We start from the raw sequence: 25,252 nt of genomic DNA on the forward strand, positions 1-25,252 counted from the left end.
AATTATGAAGAACATTATTACTGGAATATTTTTATTTCTATCATTTTGCCTGATCCAGGCACAGACTCCTAACTATTACCGTAATTCGGATAAAATATATCTGGACTCGGAATCCGGACATAACGGTAATTTTGCCTGGCAAATGTATAAAGCTGATGAAATCGGAGATCCGGCAGAGAAAATCTCTCAACCTGGCTATCAGAGCGAGCAATGGATGCCAGCTATCGTTCCGGGGACAGTCCTGAACTCACTTGTTTACAACAAAGTTTATCCGGAACCTTATTATGGAATGAACAACAAACTGGATCGGAATATTATTCCGGATCTGGCTAAGGCAGGACGAGATTTCTATACTTACTGGTTTCGAACGGAGTTTGATGTACCTGAAAGTTATAAAGGTAAAATCATTTGGCTTCAGGTCGATGGCATCAATTATCGTGCTGAAATATGGGTAAACGGGTATTTGTTGGGTAATATGTTAGGAATGTTTAAACCTGATTATATCGATATGACAGATTTTGCTCGTGTCGGTCAAAAGAATGCACTGGCAATTAAGGTCTATCCTGTAGACATGCCGGGTACTATCAAACCTAAACAATGGGGAGCCGCTGGTGAGTTCCATAATGGTGGTGATGGTAATATAGGATTGAATACGACTATGCTGATGAGTGTAGGGTGGGACTTTACTTTCAATGATGGTATCCGCGACCGTAATACGGGGATATGGAAGAATCTTTGCCTTTACGCAACGGACAAAGCTGTCCTTCGTCATCCATTTATCAAATCGGAGTTATCCCAACCGGATTATAATCGGGCAAAAGAAACGGTAAGCGTTGAGGTAATAAATCCGACACAAAGAGCAGTGAAGTGTACTGTTAAAGGAGAGATCTGTGGTGAGAACATTACATTCAGTAAAGAGTTGGATTTGTTCAGGGGAGAAACAAAAGAAGTTTGTTTTACACCGGAAGACTTTCCGCAACTCATTATTGATAATCCGCGTTTGTGGTGGCCGCTTTTCAAAGGGAATCCGGAACTGTATGAACTCAAACTGACTGTTACGGTAGACGGAAAAGTGTCTGATGAAACAAAGACTCGTTTCGGTATCCGTGAAATAACTTCCGATCAGAATACACCGGATCGATCCCGCCAGTTTTATGTCAACGGGAAAAAGATCTTTATCCGGGGGACAAACTGGATACCGGAAGCAATGCTTCGTTCTTCGGATGAACGAACTTATGCGGAACTGCGCTATACCAAGCAATCGGGTATAAACCTGATCCGTATGTGGGGAGGTGGCATTGCTGAGTCTGATTACTTCTTTCAGTTGTGTGATGAGATGGGGCTACTGGTATGGCAAGAATTTTGGATGACCGGAGACACAAAGCATCCGCATGATACCGATGTCTATCTCAGTAATGTTGAGGCTACGGTTAAACGCTTGCGGAACCATCCGTCGTTAGCTTATTATGTATCTTCAAATGAAAGTACCGAGATGCCGGGAGCGAAAGACCTGATCATGAAACTGGATGGAACCAGAGGATACCAGATGCAATCGGAGTGTGACGGGGTACACGATGGAAGTCCTTATAAACAGGTCAATCCGATGCAACATTATGAAAATACAGCGTCCGAGCGAGGTAGTCGTGTGGATGGTTTCAACCCGGAATACGGTGCTCCGACAATTCCTACAGTCGAAACTTTGCGTGAAGTAATGGATGAAGCAGACCTATGGCCTATCAATAAGGAGGTTTGGGATTATCATGACGGAGGTGGTTTTCATTTGATGACCTCGATGTATACTGAGCTGACTGACAACTATGGTCTTTCCTCTTCAATTGAAGAGTTTGCAACGAAAGGACAATTTGTAGGAGCAATTAATTCCAAATCTATTTGGGAAGTCTGGAACTATAACAAGTTCGATTATGGCGATCGTTACGCTTCGGGATTGTTGTTTTGGTATCATAATTGTCCGGTTCGTCAGGTTTGTGCCCGTATGTGGGATTATTCCCTGGAACCGACTGCTTCGCTTTATCATACACAAAATGCCCTGGAGCCGCTACATGTCCAGTTTGATTATTTAAAGAATACTGTATCGGTGTACAATGATTATTATCGTTCATTTAAAGGGTATAAAGTGACTGCTGAAGTATATAATATAAAGAGTAAAAGGGTCTGGGAAAAGACTCAACAAATCGATGTGCCGGAGGATGGTGTCGTTAATGATCTTTTTACTATCGATTTTCCCGGAGATATCTCTCAGGTGCATTTCATAAAGCTTCACTTGTACGATGATAAGGGAAAGATCATATCGGATAATTTTTATTGGCGTTCGAAAGATAATTATGAAGGGGCTAAAACATTGACAGGGCCGGCTACTTCTGGTTTTGAGAGTTTGGCGGAGCTGAAAGAAGTAACACTTAAAGTAAAGTCCGGGATTAAAAAGAAAGGAGACTGGCAAGCAATGGAGTTGAACATTCATAATCCCTCTTCTTCACTAGCTTTCTTTGTTCAGTTACAATATCTGGATCAAAATGGAAGGCCTGTGAGACCCAGTTTTTATAGTGATAATTTCTTTTCTTTACTTCCGGGAGAGTCTAAGAAAGTAACTATAGAAACTGCTTTAAAGAATCTACCTGCCAATGGCAAGTTCATTGTGAAAGGGTGGAATGTAAAACCTCAAACAATCAAAAGGTAGAATAAACTTATTAAGATCGGATGAGGATATGTTTATTGTTGACATGTCTTCATCCGGGATATTATGGAAAAACGTGAGGGTTACTTGAACCTGATATGTAAAACCACCAGTTCCGATACTGTCCCGACCCGGTAAGGAGGGCCGGCTATACCGATTCCAGACGATACATAAAACTGGGTCGGCCCTTTTTTATGATAGCCGTAAGGGCATTCGTAGATCAGCTTCATTAACAGGGGATAAGGCCATAGCTGCCCGTTATGGGTATGCCCGTGGAGTCCGAGATCTACACCGTTCATTGCCATTTCGGCAAACGACCAGGGTTGATGATCCATGACGATAATCGGTTTGGTTGTATCGATATCGGCCATCAGGGTATGTAAGGCCTTACGTTTCTTGTTGATATTATCATCCCTTCCGATCAGGTAGAAAGAAGAGTCGGGCTGCACTACAGAGTCGACCAATAAGGTTGCCCCGGTCTTTTTCAACCAGCGGTATTTGGCGAAGCGGTTGGCACGATATTCGTGATTACCGTTGACAACATAGACACCCAAAGGCGCTTTCAGCTGTTGCAGGTCTTCTTCTATATGTGCATTTTCAGCAAAACGGGATTCATAATCCATGATATCTCCTACCATCAATACCATATCCGGATGCTGTGCATTACTCATTGCCACATAGCGTTGAACCAGTTTTTTACCGATCACTTCTCCGATATGCAGGTCGCTCATCATCACGATGGTCAGGCTGTCGCGCTGACTTGAACCTTTAGGTAATGTAACGTACACCTCTTTGACAATCGGGTGGATAACAGTCAGGTAAGCTTTTATCATCAATCCGGTAACCCCTGCCAGGATGATAAAGAATAAGGTCAGCTTTGTTTGCTTCCAATGGGTGGTGAGCCACGAGGGAAACCAATGGAAAAAACGGTTTGATAACCGGATCACTTCCAAAGCGAGAAGGGACAGGGTGATATATATGGATGCAATATACCAGGTATTACAGATATATTGTATGGTTGTCATAACATTGTCCGGCAACTCATTCCGGAAAATAAAACCAAAGAAATAGATAGCCAGTTCAAGGATGAAGAACAACGTATAAGGAATGCGCCAGCTTTTCTTAGCCGGTATTGCTTGATATCCCCGCCAGAAAATATAAGGGTTCAGCAGCAATTGTGCTACAATCGATTGAATAAAGACTTTCATATCCTCTTGTCTTACTTGAACGCGATGTTGAATACCACCATCTCACTGTTTGTCCCGATACGGAAAGGAGGGCCCCATAACGATAGTCCCGAAGATACATAGATGTGGCTGTTACCCCATTGTTTGTATCCGTAACTTTGCTCGAACAGGCGGTCTGTTACCAGACTCATCGGCCAGATTTGTCCGCGGTGTGTATGTCCGCTGAACTGAAGGTCGATACCCGCCTTTTCTGTTTCCTGCAGGTCATACGGTTGATGATCTAAAAGAATAACAGGTTTGTTCGGGTCAATGTTCTGCGCCAGAGCCTGAAGCGATAGGCGGGAGGGGTTATGGCGGTCGTCACGGCCGGCTATTTGCAGTCCGTTTGGCAATGTGATAACTGTATCACGCAAAAGCTGTATAGGAGTAGATTGTATGAAATCGACACTTTTCTTTATTCCGCTGATGTATTCGTGGTTACCGGGAACCATATAGATTCCCAGTGGGGCCTTCAGCTGAGATAACTCTTCCTGCATATTCTCGGCATAAAGAGGAGTTACACTATTGTCGATCAAGTCTCCACCGATAAGGATCAAGTCCGGCTGCTGGGCATTGATCATATTCACATATTTCTTCAGTTGTGCCTTGTTTGTACCATATCCCAGATGAACATCACTGATAGAAACCACTTTCATCGCCTGTTGATTATTGTTGACAGACTTGTTGATAACTATGTTGATAACTTCTGTATTGGGATGTTGATAATGATAATAGCCATAGCTTAACAGGCAGAGAGTCAGCCAAAAAGAGATATAGAACCCATACTTGAAGCCCCCGTTGAAAAGTTTGAAAACATCAAACGCCAACAACGAGAGCGTCATATACAACGTAAAGACCAGCCAACCTGTCCCGATCTCATGGATCGTATGAGCCAGTACGTCCGGATACTTGACGTTTCGCGCCAGCATACTAACCAAAAACGAAAGAGCTCCGCTCCAGAATAACACCGTCAGAAGCACCTTTACACCAAAGGGTTGGGCCACAAGAGCCTGCGCCCCTCTGATAAATATATAGATATTCCCAGCCAGATAACAGCTGAAGAGGGCGATAAAAATTGTAGGCATTATGTCAAATTTTCGGCAAAGATAATGAACGTACCGGGATTGTGCAAATACCTTTATTTCGGATATCCTACCGGATTATTCATCAGTAGTACCTGGCTGTCGGAGAGCTTAAGAATCTTCTTAAGTGCACTTTGATCCATAGATGCCCGGGGAACTGTGGAAAGACCTATGCCTGCACAACACAGGTTAATATTCTGTGATACAATGCCTGCGTCCATAGCAGCCATCAGTTTGGTCTGGTCGGAAACCTTTCCGAAGCGAGACAGGTCGGATACCAGGACAAGGCAAACCGGTGCATCTTTCACAAAATCCTGTCCGCCGCCTACCGCTGCGCGATGGTCGCCTTTGGCTATAGGGTTCAAGGCATGTGTTTGGGCGTCATACAGGTAAGCGCCGTCTTTCAGGATTACATAAACATCTATATCCTGCTTGTTCAGCGCGGAAGGAGCCGTACGTTTGCCGTCTGTGCGGTTAATGCCGTTGGCAGCCCACAATAAGTCTGAAAGATCCTGCATACTGATCTCTTTTGCAGCATATTCGCGGTCGGAATGACGGTCGGAAAATGCTTTCATAACAGCTGTTCCGCGAGCTTTGTCGGGAGCATTGAGCTTAATAACTTTTAAATCCTGTGCATTCATTGCGGTGATAAATAATAAAGCGGTTAAAATCAATGAAATCTTTCTCATATCCATATTTATTAATAGTAAGTCTTACAAATTTAAAAGAAATTCATCTAATCAAACAGCAAAATACATCTTTTACATTTCTTTAATCCTGCTAAATACGAACGGTTCGTAGATTCTTTTACTTTTGCAACGAGTTTACACTAAATAAAGAAAGTATTTAAATAAATGTATCAATCGATAACTTCTAAATTCTTTAAATTTGATGAAAGAAAAACTGCTCTACTTATTGTTGGTGTTGATGATGACTGTGCCTTTATGTGCACAAGGACAGAATGCCGCTGACTACACGATCAAGGGACAGGTGGTCGATTCCCTGTCTAATGAAACAGTTCCCTATGCCACACTCAGTATCGCTTTGGCAAGTGCTCCGCAGACTGCGATCAAACTGCTGGCTTGTGATGATGACGGAAAGTTTACTGCTACACTGAAACAGCCCGGAAAGTATGTTATGTCTATGCAATCGTTGGGTAAAGTTCCTGCTGTGAAACATTTTACTGTGTCTGAAGGCAAGAAGAGCCTCGACTTAGGTAAGTTGTTCATGAATGATGACTCCCAGCAACTGAATGAAGTAACTGTTGTTGCCCAGAAGCCGTTGGTGACTGTGGAGGTCGATAAAATAACCTATAGCCTGGACGACGACCCTGAAGCAAAGACTAATAATGCATTGGAGATGTTCCGCAAAGTCCCGATGATCACAGTGGATGGCGAAGACAAGATTCAGTTGAAAGGTTCTTCCAACTATAAAATATATATGAACGGTAAACCTTCTAACCTGTTGAGTGGTGAGAACGCTTCCGATGTACTGAAAAGTATGCCGGCAAGCTCGATCAAAAATATCGAGGTGATCACTGACCCGGGATCAAAGTATGATGCGGAAGGTGTGGGTGGCATCATCAATATTATCACAAGCAAGAATGCGATGCAGGGATATACAGGTACGGTTCGTGCCAATGCGAGTACATTGGGCAGCTTTGGTGGCGGTGGATATGTCTCTTTGAAGGTCGGAAACCTGGGACTTACTGCCAACTATGGTTATAACAACCGTAACTCTCCCTGGAATGATTCGCACAGTGAACGTTTCACGGAGAAAGACTGGTTGGTCGGAGATAAGCCTACCCAGTTGATAGAAGATGGTCGTGCTAAGAATAAAGGTCCGTTCCAATATGGTTATCTGGAAGCTAGTTATGAAATAGATACTTTGAATTTGATCAGTGTGGGTGCTAATCTATTCCGAGGTAAGAATAAAAGTTTATCGGAACTAGATGCGATCTTGAATCCGATAGGAGGTAATATTAATGAACTGGTTGTACCAGTCTATAGTTTTCACCGCAATAGTGTATCGGAAGGAACTTTCGGTTCAACCGATTTGAATGTCGACTACCAGCACTCCACCAGCAAAAAAGATGAATTGCTGACAGTCTCTTATCGTTTCAGCCAATCACCCAATGATAATGAAAGCCGTACAGAGCTTTCTGATATTGTATCCTATTATCTGGAAAAAGATTATCCTAAATGGAACATCAACGATGCATCGACCATTGAGCATACCGGACAGGTAGATTATACAACTCCTCTTTTCGAGAAGCAAACCCTTGAAGCCGGCGTGAAATATATCAATCGCCAGAATAAGAGTAACACCTTGGAACAGATCTATGACGACGCGACTGATATTTGGGTAGACCAGAAAAAAGACAACAGTCAGTTCCGTCATACGCAGCATATTTATTCAGCTTATCTGGGTTATCTGGTGCGTTTGGATAAGTTCGGTATCAAAGCTGGTGTGCGTGGTGAAGGCACAAGCCTGAATGCCAAGTATGCCTTGAAGCCGGATTTGAATTTCGACTCAAACTATTTTGATCTGGTTCCGAATGCAACATTGACTTATCAATTAGATATGTCGACCCAGATCCGGTTAGGATATAATATGCGTATTCAGCGACCGGGTATCTGGTATTTGAACCCGTATATCAACGATGCTAATCCACAGAATATATCTCAGGGTAATCCTAATCTGGACTCGGAAAAGAGTAATAACGTGAACCTGAACTTCAGTAAGTTTACTCAGAAGTTCAGTATCAATGCCAGCTTAAGCTATACTTTTGTTAATAATCCGATTGAAAGTTATTCATTTGTGGCAGACTTTAAACCTGATGATCCCCGTTCACAGTATAATGGTGCTATGTGGAATACCTATGACAACATCGGAAAGAAGCAACAGGTAGGCATGTTCTTGTATGGAAACTGGTCGCCGAATACCTGGTTCCGTATCTATATGAACGGGGGGATTGATTATACAGATTTGAAAGCTCCTACTTTGAATCTCCAAAAAGATGGTGTTAGTGGACGTGTTTTTGCCGGAACACAGTTTACCTTACCGAAAGATTTCCGTATCAACTTACATGGAGGTTATTTTAGTCCGTGGATTGAATTGCAGAGAGAGAGGTCTCCTTTCTATTTTGCCGGCCTGAATGTCAGCAAAGATTTCCTGAAAAAGAAACTGTCTGTTTCAGTAGGAGCCAACAACCCGTTCTGGAAGACTATGAAGATGGAAACGACGACAACTGGTGCTGATTTCCGCGATGTCTCAACCAACTGGCGCAGTGCCCGCGAGTTCCGTTTCAGCATCTCTTACCGCTTCGGTACGATGAAGGGACAGATCAAGAAAGTACGCCGTGGTATCAGCAATGACGACTCGAAAGGTGGTGGCGAAAACAACCAAGGTGGTGGCGGAGAACAAGCTATGTAATCTCTTCCGGCGATATAAACTCAAAGGTCCGACAGCTTTTCCTGCCGGACCTTTTTTTGCTTTACCCGGCAACTAATTTTAACCATAGCCATTTCCTTTTCAACCGGATGCCTGTAATGAGTGGTAAAAGTATGCACCCTGAAAGTGTTTCATGCTAGTGAAACAACTGTTTCACCTGGGAGAAACAAGTGTTTCTTCATAGTGAAACAAACTGCCGATACGTACATAAGAGGAGCAGTTCCCTCAATGAAAAGCCCTAAATCATCGGGGATGGACAATAATATACCTCATCTTAGACTATTTGTGCCAATAGAATTCCGTTTTAGAACCTATCTTTGTGATACGAATTAGAAATAAGTAATATGAGAAACACTGTCTTTTGTCTGGTACTATTGCTATTTAGTACATCTCTCTTTGCTTCGCGTAAAGAAATATTATTGAATAATGATTGGAACTTCCGCTTCTCGCATCAGGTACAGCGTAACAGCGGTCGGCGTGTCGACCTGCCCCATACATGGAACAGCGGCGATGCCCTCATCGGTACGCAGGATTATTATCGCGGAATGGGCAATTACGATAAAAAACTATTTGTTAAGCCGGAGTGGGAAGGCAAACGTCTTTTCCTGCGCTTTGAAGGGGTGAACACCATCGCTACCGTTTTCGTTAACTCGGTTTGTCTGGGTGAGCATCGTGGCGGTTACGGAGCGTTTGTGTTCGAGATCACCGACCATGTGAAATATGGTGCCGACAACGAAATCCTTGTGAAAGTAAACAACGCCCTGCAACTGGACATTATGCCGCTGGTGGGCGATTTCAACTTTTACGGAGGTATCTACCGCGATGTTAATCTGATCATTACCGATCCTGTCAACATCTCGCTGACCGATTATGCATCTCCCGGTGTCTATCTCATACAGAACAAGGTGACGAAGGAACAGGCGGATGTGCGGGCGAAAGTACTGCTGTCGAACGGCTCGTCTGCCGGGCGACCGGTGCAGGTAAATGTAAAGATACTGGATGGCGATAAGATCGTACAACAACAGGATATGAACATTACTGTCGACGCCAAACAGACGCATACGGCCGGTTTCGACTTCTCCATAAAGAATCCTCACCTGTGGAACGGACGGAAAGATCCGTTCATGTATCGGACGGAAGTTACGTTGATGGCAGACGGAAAGGTGATCGACAAGGTCGTTCAACCCCTTGGCCTGCGTTTTTATCATGTGGATGCGGAAAAAGGGTTCTTCCTGAACGGGGAACATCTGAAGTTGCATGGCGTGTGCCGTCATCAGGATCGCGCCGAAAGAGGGAACGCCTTATATAAGGAACATCACGAAGAGGATGCAGCGATCATTGCTGAGATGGGAACGAATGCCATTCGCCTGGCACATTATCCGCAAGCCACTTATTTCTACAGCCTGATGGATACATATGGAATTGTGACTTGGGCGGAAATACCTTTTATCGGTCCGGGCGGTTATCTGGACAGAGGCTATAACGACCTGCCTGCTTTCCGTGCTAACGGAAAAGAACAGCTGAAGGAGCTGATCCGCCAGCATTACAACCACCCGTCGATCTGTTTCTGGGGATTATTTAACGAACTGAAGACTATCGGTGATAACCCGATCGAATATATAAAGGAACTGAACGACCTGGCACACCAGGAAGACCCGACACGCCCGACTACGGCTGCCAGCTTCCTGTCGTACGATAGCGATATCAGCAAGATCACCGATGTGATTGCCTGGAACCAGTATTTCGGCTGGTACGGCGGTTCGCCTTCCGATATGGGAAAATGGCTGGATGCTAACCATGCCGCGCATCCGGAATATAAGATCGGTATCAGCGAATACGGGGCAGGGGCAAGTATCTATCACCAGCAGGATTCTGTTAAGCCGGGCGTTGCTTCTGGCTGGTGGCATCCGGAGAACTTCCAGACGTTCTATCACATGGGAAACTGGGAAGCGATTGCCGAACGCCCGTTTGTCTGGGGTTCGTTTATCTGGAACCTGTTTGACTTCGGAGCCGCTCACCGCACGGAAGGCGACCGTCCGGGGATCAACGACAAAGGACTGGTTACTTTCGACCGTAAGGTGAAAAAGGATGCTTTCTACTATTACAAAGCAAACTGGAATAAAGACGACCAGTTCGTCTATATCGCTAACCGTCGCCACCGCGACCGCGATACAAAAGTGACCGATATAATGGTCTTCTCCAACCTGCCGCAACTGGAACTGTTCGTAAACGGCAAAAGCATTGGCAGGCAGGGGCCGGACAATTATGCCACATTCATCTGGAATAGCGTAAACCTGACGGAAGGCGATAATACGATTGAAGTTCGGTCTGTACAGAAGAAAAACAGTATAACGGATCAGGTGATCTGGAATTGTAAATAGAGAGGTGTTTTCTACTCAAATGATATCCCGGTCAAGAAAGTAAGGAGATTTATATATTTGTAGCATACTTCCTTTTGACCGTAAACGCTTAAGGAGTAAGGTTTCTGATAAATGATGCCTTGCTCCTTTTTTATTTGGTATCATAGTTCTTAGTGAACTATGATCTTTTAACAAGTCGAACATTACGGACGCAAAAATAAGGTATCATGGAGTTGGGGAGCACATAAATTAGTCTGATTGATGTGCACTAATTGTCCACAGATAGAGTTTTAACATAATGAATAATCGTATCTTTCTTGCTAATAATCTACAAGATAGCCTGCTTAATGGTTTATTATCTCCTGTTTATTTCAATTTACCGCTTTTTCTACCTGCGTTCGGATACCGGGTAGAAAAGATTGTCTGTTTTTATCTTCCAAATCATCCTTCAGTTCCTTTTTATCAACCGATGAAAATGTGATAATACCTTAATTTTTCAAGCCAAAGCATAGGTTGTCTTTTTCTTTTCTGTCCATCTATAATGCTGAATAAATACGTCTTAGAATCACCTTGAAACTATGATTATTTTGTCTTTAGGGCACTCTTCGAATTGATAATGCTTCTTAACCGATGTATAGGAATAAAAATGATTGAGTTCACTAAGAACTATTTCCTTTTATGCATAGTAACGAACAAAACCAAGAGTAATGCACGGCGGTATTTGACCGGTATCGGTGTGCGCAAACACATTTTATTCATTAACTAAATCTGGTGTTATTATGACAAAGGATTTTAATCGTTTTTATTTATCTAAGATGTTCATAGGGACTACTATGTTCCTGACATCGGTAGGAGTGGCTTCGGCCGATCCTGCTAATCCGGGGAAAGAAGTACCGGAGTCCGGTGTTTTTGTCGCTTCGCCACAACAAGCAACAAAGAAGGTAACCGGAACAGTTGAAGACGCCATGGGCCCGATTGCCGGTGCCAACGTTGTAGAGAAGGGAACAACGAACGGAACGATTACCGATATGGACGGTAAGTTCACCTTAGATGTCTCTCCGAACGCTGTATTGGTGGTATCTTTTATCGGATACACGGAGCAGCAAATCCCGGTAGGCAACCAAACCTCTTTTACTATTCAGATTAAGGAAGACTCACAGGCTTTGGACGAAGTGATTGTCGTGGGTTATGGTACACAAAAGAAGGTGAACCTGACCGGTTCTGTCTCTTCCGTCGATTTCGCGGATCAGGCTTTGTCGCGTCCGATCACGAATGTATCGAATGCCCTGGCCGGATTGAGTGCCGGTGTGCAGGTAATGCAAAATTCAGGACAGCCGGGTAGCGACGGTTCGAAGATCCGTATCCGTGGTGTCGGTACGTTGAACAATCAGGATCCGCTGGTGCTGATCGATGGTGTCGAAGGATCTATGGACCTTGTTAATCCGCAGGATATCGAGTCGATCTCAGTCCTGAAAGATGCCGCTTCTTCTTCTATTTATGGATCACGTGCAGCGAATGGTGTCGTTTTGATCACAACCAAGAAAGGGAAAGCCGGTAAGCTGTCCGTTTCTTATTCAGGACGTATCTCTTATGCACAGCCGACGAACCTGATTGACCAGGTGACCGATTATGCCGATTACATGGAATGGCTGAACGAGTCGTTCGAAAACATCGGCCAGCCGAACCATTTTGCCCAGAGCACGATTGACCTGTGGCGCGAAAAGTCGAAAGATCCGAATGGATTGAACGAGAACGGCGTACCTAATTACATCGCTTATCCGAATACCGACTGGCAGAAAGCTTTGTTCGGGCATGGTTTGATAAACGATCATAATGTATCTGTGAACGGTGGTACGGAGAAGCTTCGTATTTTGATGTCTGCCGGTTATCTGGATAATCCGGGTCTGGTAGATAATACCGGTATCAGAAAGTATTCCCTGCGTGCCAATATAGAGGCGGATGTCACTAAATGGCTGACAGTGGGAACGCGTACCTTTGCTTCCCAGGAAGATAAAGAAGCCGGAAACTTCGACAATGCCAACAACTACCTGCGCCAGACAACTCCCGGTCTGTATCCGGAACTGAACGGACAGTATGGTTACCCGGAAGCTTCGGAAGAAAGTGCCACTGCCAACAGTATCCTGGCTTTCCTGAATGCACAGGATGGTAAAAAGCAGAAGACGAACTTCAACACGACCTTGTATTCGCGTATTTCTCCGATAAAAGGGTTGTCATGGGATTTCAACCTGAACTATAAGCGGTATTGGGAAGATAACCAGACCTGGACGAATCCGTATGAAAAGGTGAAGTTTAGCGACGGCACTATTATGTCTCCGGCAACCGAACCGTCTGAAATGACTACTTATTTCTATAACCGTGCTGATTATAGCTATACATTGCAGAACATATTGCGTTATAACATTACGATCAATAACGATCATGATCTGGGCGCATTGGCAGGTTATGAAGAGTATTACTACAAACGGGATACCCGTAATGCAACAAAGAAAGGGTTGATCGACTCGAGTATCCATACGCCCGGTTCTGCTACGGAAATGGTCAGTGTGGGTGGTGGTGCTTTCGACCGTGCCAGCCGTTCCTTCTTCGGACGTATCAATTATGCGTATAAGTCCAGATATTTGTTTGAAGCGAATTTGCGTCATGACGGTAATGCCCGTTACCATAGCGATTACCGTTGGGGTACTTTCCCTTCTTTCTCGGCTGCCTGGCGTATTTCGGAAGAAAGTTTTATGATAAACACCAAGAACTGGCTGGATAACCTGAAGCTTCGTGTCTCTTACGGTTCGGTAGGTAATAACGGGGGAGATGATGTAGGGGAATATGAATATCAGTCTACCTACGGCGGTAGTAAGTATCCGTTCGGAGGAAAACTTATCTCCGGTCTGGCTTCTACTTCCATTGCCAACTCTATGTTGTCGTGGGAAACATCGAAAATGACCAATGTCGGTATCGACCTGAATGCGTTGAACAACCGCCTGTCGTTCACGATGGATGCGTTTGTTAAGAATACGACCGGTATCTTGTTTACGCCTTCTATTTATCTGACAGCCGGTAATAAAGGGGCTCCCCGTAAGAACATAGCGGAGATGAGCACGAAAGGTGTCGAACTGTCGTTGGGATGGAAAGACCAGATTGAAGAAGTCAGCTATTCCGTTAGCGGAAACTTTTCTTACACGCCAAATAAGATAAAGAAATATAAAGGAGAATTAGTAGCCGGTTATGATGAGAACGGCGAATGGAAGAGTAATATCGGAGATGTAGCTTCCAGTACTTCTGCCGTGAATCCGGTTATTGAAGACCGTATCATGAAAGAATACTACGTACGTAATCCATATAAAGGTTCCGGAAAAGGATATGCGACCGACGGAGTGAACGGAGGCCCGACAGACGGTATGATCCGTACGGAAAGCGATATGGAATGGCTGAAAGCGATGATCGATGCAGGCCATACTTTTATGCCGAACAAGACGGTTGCGAAGGATAAGATCTGGTATGGCGACTATATCTATGCCGATGCCAACGGTGACGGCATCTACGGAGGTTCGGACGATAAGGAATTCCAGGGAGTCTCTTCCGACCCGAAATTCAACTTCGGTTTTCAGATGTCTGCCGCATGGAGAGGATTTGATATCTCTATGAACTGGGCCGGTGCTGCCGGATTCAAGTTGTATTGGGGGGCGTCTACCGGTTATAACTCACCGACTACACGTGTAGGTGTGGCGCTGGGTACTGATATTGCCAATAACCATTATTTCTATAATCCGGAGAATCCGTCTGATCCGCGCACCAATCAGGCCGCTAAGTACGGACGTCTAGTGAATGGTGAAAGCGGTTATCAGAATGTGGAAACATCTTCCTTGTATTTGTACAATGGTAACTATCTGAAATTAAAGAACCTTACTTTCGGTTATACAGTGCCGGCGCACATTTCCAAGAAGTTTTTCACGGATAACCTTCGTGCGTATGTTTCTATCGAAAACGTATTCAATATTACGAAATATCCGGGACAGGATCCTGAACTGGGAGCTACCCCTGAATATACTTCATTGAGACAATTTGCATTTGGTGTTAACATTTCATTTTAAAGCGTAGAGAGTTATGAAATTAATAAAGAATATTTGTTTGTTAGGCGCTTCTATCGCTCTGTTGACAGGGTGTAACAGCGACTTGATGGATCTGACCCCATACGACTCGATTGCGTCCGGTAACATGTGGACGACAGAAAACCTGGCGGATATGGGTGTGACAGGTATCTATAATGTTCTTCGTTCCGAGAACGTGGCCGGTGACCTGCACAAATTTGACAGTTATGGTGTTTCGGCCGATTACCGTGATGGCAACTACTCCTTGTTGAGGGGGAATGCAACTACCGGCGACGGACAGTTCTCCGGTTACTGGAAAATCAATTATGAAGGTATCAGCCGTTGTAATGACGCTATTACCAATTTACCGAAAGCACCTCTGTCGTTGGAGAAGCTTTCCCGTCTGACTGCTGAATCCAAGTTTATGCGTGCTTTCTTCTATTACAGACTGAACATGATGTATAAAGGAGTCCCCATCTATCTTGAACCGGCTGAATTGGATGAACTGGTGAAAGGTCGTAATACTGAAGCTGAGGTATGGGCTCAGGTGATCTCCGATTTGACAGAGGCTATCGATACACCCGACCTACCGGATAAATATCCTGCCGGCGATGCCGGTTATGGACGTGTTACCAAAGGGGCTGCCTATGCTTTACGCGGTAAAGTTTATATGTGGATGAACGAATGGGCGAAAGCTGAGGCCGATCTCCGTAAAGTAGGGGAATTGGGCTATGGCTTGTTCCAGGGTGAATACAAACAGTTGTTCAAGGAGGCGAACGAGCAGTGCGAAGAAATGATCTTCTCTTTGCAATGTATTGGTGAGAGTGGCTATGGTAACAATTTCTCTTTCCGTTATGGTACGCGTAGTTCTTTCGGTTCCTGCTGGAATACATATCTGGTAAGCACGGACTTTGTTGAAACATACGAATGTACAGACGGAAAGCCGTTCAACTGGGATGATTATTTACCGGGGTATAATTCAATGGATCTGGCAAAAAGATCTGTTTATTTCCTACGTGATGATATGACGGAGACTGAAAAGGCTAAGATGGCGGAAGACGGTGCCGACCTGTCTAAATATCTGGCAACAGGTAATGAGGCACGAATCAAAGCAGCCTACGAAAACCGTGACCCGCGCCTGATGGCTACTGTTATTACTCCGTATGCCGAATATTTCGGGGCGAATGGTGCTACTTCCTATACTTATACGCTTCGTTGGCCGTACAGAGGATTTGATACCGCCGATCCGTTCGACTTGAAGACGGATACGAACAACCGTTACTATTATCTGTTCCGTAAGTTCGTTGCCGAAGGGGCTTCGGAGATACCTAACCGCGAATATTCTCCGATCGATATCCCTATTATCCGTTATGCGGATGTGGTGTTGTCGCTGGCTGAATGTCTGAATGAACAGGGCAAGACTAGTGAAGCGGTAGAATGGGTGAACAAGGTGCGTGCCCGTGCCAAGGTCGCTCTTTTGAACAGCAACCAGTATACCCAGGTATCCGGTCAGGATAATATGCGTGAACGTATCCGTAACGAACGCCGTTGGGAGTTTGCCGGTGAAGGTGTTAACTTCTTCGACGAAATGCGCTGGAAGACCTGGCATGAAACTAAGTTCAAAAAGAATGCCGGCCTGAAACAAATCTGGGGATCGATGCAGGCTTCTTACACCTGGGGTGGCGATTATCTGTATAACTGGGCTATTCCGAGATCTGAAATACAGATGAACAACAACCTGACACAGAATAGTGGCTGGGTAGATTGATTTTATTCTTCTGATATATATTATGGAGGTCTTAATGATGAATCTGCGGATTCGGAGTTAAGGCCTTCTTTATTACTTAAACATACGGTTCTGGACTATTTATGCCTATGAAATGGACAAAAAGCCCTGCTCTTTTCTGATTAATCTTCCTATTTTTGTCAAAAGAGATAATACAATACCTATGAAAACACGAAAGTACCGGATCATCCTTTGCCTGTTACTCCTGGCAACCACACAAATGTATGCCTATGTGGAACGTAACTTATTGCAGCAATCTGCTGGTTTGTCTGAATTGGAATCAACACTGATCACCGATCAGCAATGGGTTCCTTACCCTGATTATACCGACCGTGCCGCTTGGGACAAACTACTGGGCAACTACAAAGATGCCTATATCAAACGGGGCGAGAAACAGCTCGGTTACGAATGGAAAGTCGTAAAGGCAACCGATTATATCGAATACGAACGTAGCGGCAACCGCCGGATCATGGAAGATCCGTTCGGCAGTAATAATACTGCTATTGCCGACCTGCTGATGGCGGAGCTGGCCGAGGGAAAAGGGCGTTTTATCGACCAACTGATCAATGGGGTGTATCAATCCTGTGAAATGACTTCCTGGGTGTTATCCGCCCATTTGAGTGCGCAACGCTCTACACGCTCCTTGCCCGACTATAAAGAGCATGTGATCGACTTGACAGCCGGCGACCTGGGATCGCTGCTTTCATGGACGTACTACTTCTTCCATACTGAATTCGATAAGGTAAACCCCGTTATTTCCAAACGCCTGCGCCATGAGTTGCAGGAGCGGATTCTCGATACTTATATGAACGAAGACCGCTTCTGGTGGATGGCCTTCAACTACAAACCGGGTATGTTGGTGAATAACTGGAACCCCTGGTGTAATTTCAATGTGCTGCAATGCTTCCTGCTATTGGAGAATGATAAGGAAAAACTGGCGAAAGCCGTTTACCGTACGATGACCTCTGTCGATAAATTCATCAACTATACCCACTCCGACGGAGCTTGCGAGGAAGGCCCTTCCTACTGGGGACATGCCGCCGGGAAGATGTATGACTATCTCCAGTTGCTCTACGATGGAACCGGGGGGAAAGTAAGCCTCTTCGACCAGCCGATAATCAGGAATATGGGTGAATACATCGCCCGTTCGTACGTAGGGAACGGCTGGGTTGTAAACTTTGCAGATGCTTCCGCCAAAGGGGGAGGGGATGCACCGATCATCTTCCGTTACGGAAAAGCGGTGGGTAGCGAGGTGATGATGCAGTATGCAGCCTACCTGAATAGCCTGTCGGGGCAGAAGGCACCTTCTTCCGGCAGAGACATCTTCCGTACGTTACAAAGTCTTCTCTATGCGGAAGAAATGAAAGAGGTCGAGCCCGTCTACGAATCACCTGCTTATACCTGGTATCCTGAAACCGAGTTCTGCTATATGGCCAATAAGTCCGGCCTTTTCTTTGCGGCAAAAGGCGGCTATAACAACGAAAGCCATAACCATAACGATGCCGGAACTTTCTCGCTTTATCAGCATACGACCCCGATTATTATCGATGCCGGTGTAGGCACTTATACCCGTCAGACCTTCAGTAACGAGCGGTATACGATCTGGACGATGCAGAGCAATTACCATAACCTGCCGATGATAAACGGTGTCCCCCAGGCGTTCGGCTCGAAATATAAGGCAACAGACGTTTCTTTCCATCCGAAGAGCAGTACGTTTTTCGCCAATATTGCTACGGCCTATCCGGAAGAAGCCGGGGTAAAGAAATGGGTTCGCTCCTATGTCCTGAATAAAGGAGAACTGAAGATCAAAGACTCGTTCTCTCTGGATGAACTGAAAGACTTCAACCGCATTAATTTCCTGACCTGGGGAAATGTGGATATAGCAACGCCGGGTATTGTCTCCATCGAAGTGAACGGTGAAAAGGCAAATCTGCAATATGATAAAAATAGCTTTACACCCTCTATCGAGACAATTGCGCTGGACGATCCGCGTTTATCTACTGTATGGGGAAAAGAGATTTACCGTCTTTCTCTGACAGCAAAGAAAAAGACCTTGTCCGGAACGTATGTGTACACAATCAAACAAATCAATAAATAGAAAAGAATGAAAAATTGGATCGCTTTAGCTTTCTCCGCATTCCTGATCTCTTGCGGGGGAACACCTAAAACTGTAGAAAAGAGCTTTGTTGACGAGAATGTCGATTTCGCCCGTGCCCAGATCGGTAAAGAAATAGAAGTTATCGAAGCCAGTGGTAAATTCATGAACCCGGTGACATTGAAGACCGACGGTTCCGTGTATTACTGTGGCCCGGCCGACTGGCGTAGCGGCTTCTTCCCCGGTTCCGTATGGTATCTGTATGAACTGAGCGGCGATACGGCTTTGCTTCCGCTGGCGCAGAAATATACCTGGGCGATAGAAGAGGCCAAGAACCTTACCTGGCACCATGATATCGGCTTTATCATCAATTGCAGTTTCGGTAACGGGTTGCGCCTGACAGCCGATCCTTCTTATAAAGATGTGATGGTGCAGGCCGCCAAATCGTTGTCTACCCGCTTCCGTGAAGCTCCGCAGGTGATCCAGTCGTGGAATGTGGATCGAGGATGGCAGTCGGAGCGTGGCTGGGAATGTCCGGTGATCATCGACAATATGATGAACCTGGAACTGATGTTCGAAGCAACCCGCCTGTCCGGCGACTCTTCTTTCTACAAAATAGCTATCGCCCATGCCGACCGTACGTTGCAGGAACATTTCCGTCCGGACGGCAGCTGTTACCATGTGATCGATTATGACCTGAAAGACGGTTCCGTACGTCACCGCCACACGGCACAAGGTTATGCGCATGAGTCGGCCTGGAGCCGCGGGCAGGCCTGGGCTATCTACGGCTTTGTCGTTTGTTATCGTGAGACCGGCGATCGCAAATATCTGGATCAGGCATTGAAAACATTCAATTTCATGAAGAACCATAAGGCTATGCCGGCCGACCTTATTCCTTACTGGGATATGGATGCCCCGAATATTCCGAACGAACCCCGCGATGCCTCGGCTGCTTCTTGTATCGCTGCTGCCTTATATGAGATCAGTACGCTGGATGTCGAGAATCCCGCTGATTATAAGGCTTATGCCGACAGTATAATGACTTCGTTGGCTTCTCCGGCCTATCGTGCCGCCCTGGGTACAAACGGAAACTTCCTGTTGATGCACTCGGTAGGCAGTATCCCGCATAACTCGGAAATAGATGTTCCGCTGAACTATGCCGACTACTATTTTATGGAAGCATTGAAACGTAAAAAGGAGATAGAAGGGAAATAAACAGATAACTATCTGACAGGAAATGGACAGGCACTTGTCGTTGAAGCGGTGCCTGTCCATTTTTTTTCGGTGCCTATCCGTTATCGGGAGTCTGCTTTTTCCTGTATTCCACCGGTGTCGTATCGAACTGTGCCTTGAAGCAGCGGGTGAAGTAGCGGGGGGAGCCGAAGCCCAGCAAGTCTGAGATCTCCGCGATTTGGAGATCCTGGCGGCTTATTAACAGGGTGGCTGCCCGTTTCAGTTTGCAGTTGAGGACGAAGTCGTTCGGGGTCATTCCGGTCAGCGCTTTGAATTTGGCGTACAGCGAGCTGCGGCTTAGTCCCAATTCTTTTGCCAGCGTATTCATATCGAACTCCATATTGTTGAGGTTCTCCTCGATGATCTTGTTGACCGTATCCATGAATTTCTGGTCGATCGGGTTGCTGGCCAGCGATTGTGTATCGAAATCCCTTTGTTCGTTGAACTTCTTTTGCAGGATGATGCGGTTACGTACCAGGTTGTTGCAACGGGCAAGCAACACCTTTGCATTGAAAGGCTTACTGATATAATCGTCCGCACCGCGTTGCAACCCTTCTATACTTTGCTCTGCAGAACCGAGTGCCGTGAGCAGGATCACCGGAATATGGCAGATATCGAAATCGTTTTTGATCTTCAGGCACATCTCCGTCCCCGACATTTCCGGCATCATAATGTCGCTAACGATAATATCCGGCTTCTCGCTTCTCGCCTTTTCCAATCCCTCTTTGCCGTTCCGCGCCAACAGGACATTGTAGACCGGAGAGAAAAGCGAGTTCAGTATCTGAAGCAATTCCTCATTATCGTCGACCAGTAGGACGGTATAAGTGGCACCGGTTTCGGCCAGCGACAGTTCGGAAGTATCTTCGGGAAGGTCGTTCATAATTGTCTCCGGCTGTATTTCGTTGCGTATCATTTCATTCTCCGGCTCGACGAACTTGCATTCATCCGCCTTGAAGTGCGCCCGGCCTTTGGGTAGGCGGACGATGAATATACTTCCGTATCCCGGCGTACTTTCCACCTGTATTTTACCATGATGCAGCTCCACGATGCTTTTGGTCAGTGAGAGGCCGATGCCCGTGCTGGGTTGCGACAGTCCCGGAGTGTTGTTGCCTGCCTGGTAAAAACGGTCGAATATCTTGTCGATATCCTCTTTACTGATACCGATCCCGTTGTCGATGATTTTGACAATGATCGTTTGTTCGTCTTCCTCGACCACCATTTCGATGTCGGCACCCGGCTTGGAATATTTGAATGCGTTCGACAGCAGGTTGTAAAAGACCTTTTGCATCTGCTTGGGGTCGAACCAGCACCTGATATCTTCCTGCTGCGTACTGAAATGATACGTCACCGAACGGCCGGATGCATATTCATAGAAAGACAGATAGATCTCTTTCAGGAACGGGATGATATTCTGTTCGCATACTTTCAGTTTCACATGGCCTTGCTCCAGTTTGCGGAAGTCGAGCAACTCGCTGATCAGTGTCCGCATGTTGTGCGTGTTCCTGTATATCTTCAATAGCTTGTTGTAGGTCGATGGTGCCAGCGAACTGCTTTGCAATAACAATTCGATTTGCGATATGATCAGCGTAAGCGGTGTCCGGAACTCATGCGAGATATTGGAGAAGAACTGCAATTTTGCCTGGTTCAGTTCTTCGATCCTGTCTTTCTCCTTCCGTTCGAACTCCAGCGAGGTACGGAGAAGCAACTGCGATTGTTTGAAACGGAAGAAACCGTAGATCAGTCCGCCGCCAACCAATACATACAACAGGTAGAACAGCGGAGTGGCGTAGAACGGCGAATGGATAACGATGCCCATCCGGATCGTTTGCGGTTCGACCTTGGGATCATATTGCTTTTCGCGTACGGTCAGCGTATATTTTCCGGGGTTGAGGTTGGTGTATTGGATGCTGTTATCGCTATTGCCGATCCATTTGTCGTCGAACCCTTCCAGCATATATTCGTAGGCCGTCTCTTTCAATGTGTTGATATAGTTGTTCGAGTTGAAAGTCACGATCAGGTTGTTCTGGTTGTGGTTCAGGTCTATTTCAGGGGTGTAGGACAAGGCCTCGGACAATATATGTGTCCGGTCGCCCGGCCGTACTATCTCGTTGTTGATATACAGATCGGAGAAGTATAGCCGGTAATCTTTGGCCGGGCGAAACAAATCCTGCTCGAAGAATGTGCTGACTCCGTCTATGCCGCCTACGAATATCTCGCCGTTCCTGCAAACCAGCAGGCCGCACCCTTTATTGATACCCGACACAGGAAGAGCCGTTCCCAGCTCCACCACCTTAAACTGCTCCTGCACAGGATCGAAGAAAGAGAGCCCTTTGTCTCCGGAAATGATCAGGTAACCTTGCGTCGACTCTTTTATGTCATAGCAATAATCGCTTAGTATCAGGCTGTTGTCGGTCGTATACCCTTTGAACGTATTATTCTTTTCCTCGAATTTGTATAAACCCGACCCTTGTGTCCCGAGGAATATACGTCCTTCCTTGTCTTCAAAAATAGAAGATATCGGTTGTTTGCCGAGCCCGTCCTCACCACAACGGTACACGCGCAGGTCTTGCTCGTTGTTCATTTTGATTCTGTAAAGAGTGTATCCGGTAGTGATCCAGATATAATCCTGCGAGTCTATCAGGAAACAATGATTTCCATAAGACTTTCCGCTGCTGAATATCGGGCGTATCTGCTCGGTGTCGAGATCCATCATCGCATTGCCCCATTGGGTCATGAATACCAGGTACTTGTCTTTCCAGATACGCATCTGGTTGATCCGGTCGCCCGCCTTTACCGCATACGACGGGTCTTCGAAATAAGGATTGCGGAACCGCTTTTGGGAAAGGTCGAAGATGGATAATCCCCCGGTATGCGTCCCGATGTAAAGCTTATTCCGCTTTTCGCTGTAAGCAATATCTTTCAGGTTATTATGGGCGATGGAATTCTTGTTGGGATCGGCCATGAAATAGGTGAAGGTTTTTGTTTTCCTGTCGAAGAGGTTGAGACCGCCCCCTTCGGTGCAAATCCAGACGTTTCCGTCTTTGTCTTCCGTCATATGCCCGACAAAAGGGAAACTGAGACAATCCTTTCTTGAACTGTCGGCCGTGTAGACGGTAAACAAGTCCATTTCCGGGTTGAAGTAATGCACGCCCCCATAGTAAGTCCCCAGCCAGATACTTCCCTGATGATCTTTATAAACGGGGAATACGGACGAATGCGCCAGGCTGCCGGGCAGAAGGTCGCGGGTGTAGACCTGGAAACTGTCGTCATGCGGATTATATTTGTTGAGCCCGGTGAACGTTCCGATCCACAGGTTCCCGAAATTATCTTCAACGATCCCTCTCACCTGGTTATTGGAAATATTATCCGGTTTCTGTGGATCATAGCGGTAACGTTTGAAACTGCCGGACGGTTCTCTTTTGTAAAGCCCGTTCATACGCGCCGAGATCCAAAGGTTTGCGTGAGAGTCTTCAAACAGGGCGTAGATATCTTCATTCGGAATGATGCAGGTGGGAAGTGTATCTCCTTCCTGCATATATAATCCGCTGTTCGTCCCGATCCAGCACCGTTTCTGGCTGTCTACCGTGATGCAGGTGGCATGTTGATAGGTGTATTCGAGCTTGAAACGGAATTGCAGTTCTCCGGTGTCATTCTCCCGGGTAAAGATAGAGTCGCCGACGCCTACCCAAAGTTGCCCGTCGCCGAAAGCCACTGCGTTGACCTTCGACTTCTTCAAGCAGGAGAACTCCTGGGAATGAAGATTGTAGCATACCAGCGAGTTGTCCGAATTGAAATAAATATTCCCCCGGTTATCTCCGGTGATAAAATCGATACTGTTTCCAACCGGAAATTCATTCCCGTTCTCATTCGCCAGAGTCGGCTTGTATGCGGTCACATGAACGCCGTCGAAAACACTCAGCCCTTCTTCCGTCCCGAACCACATCCGTCCCAGTTCGTCCTGATAAATAGACATGACCGATAGTTGCGAGAGCCCCTCTTTTGTCCCGATATGCTTAAAGTAGATAGGGAAAGCGTAAGACAGGGTGTTCAGGAAGACGAAAAGGATGATTAGTTTTCTCATGGCTTTTACACTATTTGATGGCGAAGATAATGATAAATTCCGGAAATATTTAGTGTAGAAGCTCATATAAATAGGTATCTTTGTCCTATAAGCAACCAATAAACTTATACGCATTATGAAACCAGATTTCAACTATAACGATTTTCCTGCTTCTTTTGCCAATTGCTTCCGCGAGCAATGTCCGCATGGTGACAAATGTTTACGCCGCCAGATGGCTCTCCATGTCCCGAAGGATCGTGGAGGAATATACATTCTTAACCCGGGTTACCTTGATGCGCTCGGTGATAAAGAGTGCCCGTTCTTTGTACTGGATGAACCCCAAAAGTTTGCCAAAGGTATCACCTGGCTGTACGATGACCTACCATTGCGAAAAGCGGAAGCAATCAAATCGCAGATCATAGCCCACCTGGGACGCAGCACCTATTACCGTTGTAAGCAGAAGCGACGCCTGATCAGACCGAAAGAGCAGGCCTGTATCAAAAAACTCTTTCTTGCCCACGGCATTTCTACCGAACCTCGATATGACGAGTACCAGGAGTATTACGATCTCGGATAGGTATTGATTTACAGATTGTTATTGACTTGGCGGCATTTCCCTGGGAGATGCCGCCATTCTCATATATTGTGATACTGCGGTGACACAATATATGCCATTGCAGTAACACAATATATGCTAATAAAATGATGTGGAAGATGAAGCAGAAGCGCCTTCGGAAAGTCCTTAACAAGGGTAAATATAGCCCATTTTAGCTCTATTAACAATTGTTTCTGCAAAAACCTTGCTTTTTTTCGTCCAGGTAACTAATAATATAATGTACGCGTGTGTACATTATATATAAGGCACTATATTCCTACCTTTCGGGGCAGGTCGTCAAAATGACTATATATCTATTGATTTATAATACTTAGGGTGGGAAAAACGACTGACTAGAAAAATCGTTCCTTTTTTCTAGTCATCAAAATTACTACATTCTTTTGAACTGGCAATAGCTTCCCCAAGATTTTTTCCTTTTCTATATTCTTTCTTATCAACACGATAGCGAATTAAGTACGAAATTCTCTCTTTCCGGTATGAAATCAAAGCGCCCCATAAAAAATGACTAGAAAAAAGGAACGTTTTAGCTAGTCATTACTACTAGCT

General features: G+C 45.6%; 12 protein-coding genes. 8 read left to right on the forward strand and 4 right to left on the reverse strand.

Annotated elements, in window-relative coordinates:
- The first annotated feature begins 4 nt into the window (after positions 1 to 4).
- Positions 5 to 2,695: a glycoside hydrolase family 2 gene (locus HMPREF1536_RS13165; protein WP_028729742.1), complete on the forward strand. Its 2,691-nt coding sequence runs from the start codon at positions 5 to 7 to the stop codon at positions 2,693 to 2,695.
- Positions 2,696 to 2,775: 80 nt separating this feature from the next.
- Here the strand turns inward: HMPREF1536_RS13165 and HMPREF1536_RS13170 are convergent, their stop codons facing one another.
- From HMPREF1536_RS13170 to HMPREF1536_RS13180, 3 genes are read right to left on the reverse strand one after another with little or no spacing between them, the layout of a single operon-like run.
- Positions 2,776 to 3,900, reverse strand: coding sequence for a metallophosphoesterase (locus HMPREF1536_RS13170; RefSeq protein WP_028729741.1), 1,125 nt, complete (start codon positions 3,898 to 3,900; stop codon positions 2,776 to 2,778).
- Positions 3,901 to 3,911: 11 nt separating this feature from the next.
- Positions 3,912 to 5,003 carry a metallophosphoesterase gene (locus HMPREF1536_RS13175; protein ID WP_028729740.1) on the reverse strand — a complete coding sequence of 364 codons (1,092 nt, stop codon included), beginning with the start codon at positions 5,001 to 5,003 and terminating at the stop codon, positions 3,912 to 3,914.
- A 53-nt stretch (positions 5,004 to 5,056) separates the two neighbouring features.
- Positions 5,057 to 5,689 (reverse strand): SagB/ThcOx family dehydrogenase, encoded by a 633-nt coding sequence (locus tag HMPREF1536_RS13180; RefSeq protein WP_028729739.1) that lies wholly within the window; start codon positions 5,687 to 5,689, stop codon positions 5,057 to 5,059.
- Positions 5,690 to 5,891: 202 nt separating this feature from the next.
- On the opposite strand from HMPREF1536_RS13180, the gene HMPREF1536_RS13185 reads away from it, so the two are divergent.
- The 6 genes from HMPREF1536_RS13185 to HMPREF1536_RS13210 all read left to right on the forward strand — a co-directional run bounded on the left by HMPREF1536_RS13185 (position 5,892) and on the right by HMPREF1536_RS13210 (position 20,012).
- Complete coding sequence (locus HMPREF1536_RS13185) at positions 5,892 to 8,435, forward strand: TonB-dependent receptor (protein ID WP_028729738.1); 2,544 nt, start codon at positions 5,892 to 5,894, stop codon at positions 8,433 to 8,435.
- Positions 8,436 to 8,797: 362 nt separating this feature from the next.
- A complete protein-coding gene (lacZ4, locus tag HMPREF1536_RS13190; RefSeq protein ID WP_028729737.1) occupies positions 8,798 to 10,834 on the forward strand; it encodes a beta-glucuronidase LacZ4 in 2,037 nt (678 codons plus the stop codon).
- Between the two features lie 758 nt (positions 10,835 to 11,592).
- Positions 11,593 to 14,919: a SusC/RagA family TonB-linked outer membrane protein gene (locus HMPREF1536_RS13195; RefSeq protein ID WP_028729736.1), complete on the forward strand. Its 3,327-nt coding sequence runs from the start codon at positions 11,593 to 11,595 to the stop codon at positions 14,917 to 14,919.
- Positions 14,920 to 14,932: 13 nt separating this feature from the next.
- Positions 14,933 to 16,684 carry a RagB/SusD family nutrient uptake outer membrane protein gene (locus tag HMPREF1536_RS13200; protein ID WP_028729735.1) on the forward strand — a complete coding sequence of 584 codons (1,752 nt, stop codon included), beginning with the start codon at positions 14,933 to 14,935 and terminating at the stop codon, positions 16,682 to 16,684.
- A 181-nt stretch (positions 16,685 to 16,865) separates the two neighbouring features.
- Positions 16,866 to 18,800, forward strand: coding sequence for a heparinase II/III domain-containing protein (locus HMPREF1536_RS13205; RefSeq protein ID WP_028729734.1), 1,935 nt, complete (start codon positions 16,866 to 16,868; stop codon positions 18,798 to 18,800).
- Positions 18,801 to 18,806: 6 nt separating this feature from the next.
- Complete coding sequence (locus HMPREF1536_RS13210; protein ID WP_028729733.1) at positions 18,807 to 20,012, forward strand: glycoside hydrolase family 88 protein; 1,206 nt, start codon at positions 18,807 to 18,809, stop codon at positions 20,010 to 20,012.
- Positions 20,013 to 20,085: 73 nt separating this feature from the next.
- Here HMPREF1536_RS13210 and HMPREF1536_RS13215 read toward each other — a convergent pair whose 3' ends face one another.
- Entirely contained in the window at positions 20,086 to 24,111 is a 4,026-nt protein-coding gene (locus tag HMPREF1536_RS13215) for a hybrid sensor histidine kinase/response regulator transcription factor (RefSeq protein ID WP_028729732.1), read from the reverse strand.
- 115 nt (positions 24,112 to 24,226) lie between these two features.
- Here HMPREF1536_RS13215 and HMPREF1536_RS13220 point away from each other — a divergent pair, with 115 nt between their 5' ends.
- Entirely contained in the window at positions 24,227 to 24,667 is a 441-nt protein-coding gene (locus HMPREF1536_RS13220) for a DUF6078 family protein (RefSeq protein WP_028729731.1), read from the forward strand.
- Positions 24,668 to 25,252 lie beyond the last annotated feature (585 nt).

Source organism: Parabacteroides gordonii MS-1 = DSM 23371, assembly GCF_000969825.1.
Taxonomy (GTDB): Bacteria; Bacteroidota; Bacteroidia; order Bacteroidales; family Tannerellaceae; genus Parabacteroides; species Parabacteroides gordonii.

Bases quoted from the DNA above. Each gene is read 5' to 3' on its own strand.
- HMPREF1536_RS13165 (WP_028729742.1), top strand. From the start codon at position 5: ATGAAGAACATTATTACTGGAATATTTTTATTTCTATCATTTTGCCTG.
- HMPREF1536_RS13170 (WP_028729741.1), bottom strand. From the start codon at position 3,900: ATGAAAGTCTTTATTCAATCGATTGTAGCACAATTGCTGCTGAACCCT.
- HMPREF1536_RS13175 (WP_028729740.1), bottom strand. From the start codon at position 5,003: ATGCCTACAATTTTTATCGCCCTCTTCAGCTGTTATCTGGCTGGGAAT.
- HMPREF1536_RS13180 (WP_028729739.1), bottom strand. From the start codon at position 5,689: ATGAGAAAGATTTCATTGATTTTAACCGCTTTATTATTTATCACCGCA.
- HMPREF1536_RS13185 (WP_028729738.1), top strand. From the start codon at position 5,892: ATGAAAGAAAAACTGCTCTACTTATTGTTGGTGTTGATGATGACTGTG.
- lacZ4 (WP_028729737.1), top strand. From the start codon at position 8,798: ATGAGAAACACTGTCTTTTGTCTGGTACTATTGCTATTTAGTACATCT.
- HMPREF1536_RS13195 (WP_028729736.1), top strand. From the start codon at position 11,593: ATGACAAAGGATTTTAATCGTTTTTATTTATCTAAGATGTTCATAGGG.
- HMPREF1536_RS13200 (WP_028729735.1), top strand. From the start codon at position 14,933: ATGAAATTAATAAAGAATATTTGTTTGTTAGGCGCTTCTATCGCTCTG.
- HMPREF1536_RS13205 (WP_028729734.1), top strand. From the start codon at position 16,866: ATGAAAACACGAAAGTACCGGATCATCCTTTGCCTGTTACTCCTGGCA.
- HMPREF1536_RS13210 (WP_028729733.1), top strand. From the start codon at position 18,807: ATGAAAAATTGGATCGCTTTAGCTTTCTCCGCATTCCTGATCTCTTGC.
- HMPREF1536_RS13215 (WP_028729732.1), bottom strand. From the start codon at position 24,111: ATGAGAAAACTAATCATCCTTTTCGTCTTCCTGAACACCCTGTCTTAC.
- HMPREF1536_RS13220 (WP_028729731.1), top strand. From the start codon at position 24,227: ATGAAACCAGATTTCAACTATAACGATTTTCCTGCTTCTTTTGCCAAT.